The following is a 1,021-nucleotide window of genomic DNA, read 5'->3' as shown; positions in this document are numbered from 1 at the left end:
GCTTGGAATGCGATTTTTAAAGTTGATTTTGAGTATGTGAATTCTGAAGTGAACCCCTCAATGGCGAATATAGTCAGCCCAAGTGAGGTGGTTGTAATCAGTACATTCCATATTGAATTAGATGGCGGTGGCGGTGATCTGCATTTGGCGCTGCCTTACTCGATGATTGAGCCTATGCGCGAGCTGCTTGATGCCGGTGTGCAAAGCGACGTTGATGAAATTGATGAACGTTGGGTGAACACGATGCGTGAAGATTTACTCAGCGCAAACGTGCCGATTAACGCAACCCTACTAGAAAACCAAATTAGTTTACGTGACGTGTCGAATTTAAAAGAAGGCGACATTATTTCCGTAGATTTACCTGAATATGCCATGGTATCGGCAAACAAAATACCTATGTTTTATGCTCAGTTAGGCCAGAAAAATGGATCACTGGCATTGATGATTAAGGACAAAATAGAGCGGCCAACAACCGCTTCAACCAGCTTGGTAGACGAAGATGAGTGATAACGAAACCCAAAACGACGGTCAAAGTGAAGACGAGAAGTTAGCATCTGAATGGGAAGCGGCGATGGAAGAGTCTGGCGATGCTGGTGGTGACGCTGAGGATGAATGGGCCGCGGCGATGGCCGAGGCTGAAGCCTTAGGTGGCGAAGAGAATGATATTCAGGCAGCGCCCTTGGAAAGTTTCTCTGGCACAGCTCATCAAGCTAGTGCAGGTCTGGGTACTGGTTCTGAAACTCCCGATCTGGACGTGATTTTAGATATTCCGGTGACCATCTCGATGGAAGTTGGGAATACGTCAATCCCTATTCGTAATTTATTACAGCTGAATCAGGGCTCTGTTGTTGAATTGGATCGATTGGCAGGCGAGCCATTAGATGTACTGGTTAACGGTACGCTAATTGCCCATGGCGAAGTGGTTATGGTGAACGATAAGTTCGGTATTCGTTTGACGGACGTTGTAAGTCCATCAGAACGCATTCGTCGCCTAGGCTAACTAGGCAGCGCTGGATTTGGC

At 46.9% G+C, this 1,021-nt stretch carries 2 protein-coding genes; both read left to right on the top strand.

Features of this window, described 5'->3' with window-relative positions; genetic code table 11:
- On the top strand, window positions 1–507 hold a 507-nt coding region (locus A3739_RS19005), incomplete at its 5' end, for a FliM/FliN family flagellar motor switch protein (protein WP_197472441.1).
- Window positions 500–1,000, top strand: a complete 501-nt coding sequence (fliN, locus tag A3739_RS19000; protein WP_068480029.1) for a flagellar motor switch protein FliN — start codon at window positions 500–502, stop codon at window positions 998–1,000. The genes A3739_RS19005 and fliN, both read left to right, overlap by 8 nt.
- The last annotated feature ends 21 nt before the right edge of the window (window positions 1,001–1,021 follow it).

It is taken from the genome of Oleiphilus sp. HI0067 (assembly GCF_001635735.1).
The sequence above is the reverse complement of the archived record's forward strand: the minus strand, read 5'-3'. Positions and strand labels throughout refer to the sequence as shown.

Coding starts and splice junctions, on each gene's coding strand:
- fliN (WP_068480029.1), top strand. CDS start 500: ATGAGTGATAACGAAACCCAAAACGACGGTCAAAGTGAAGACGAGAAG.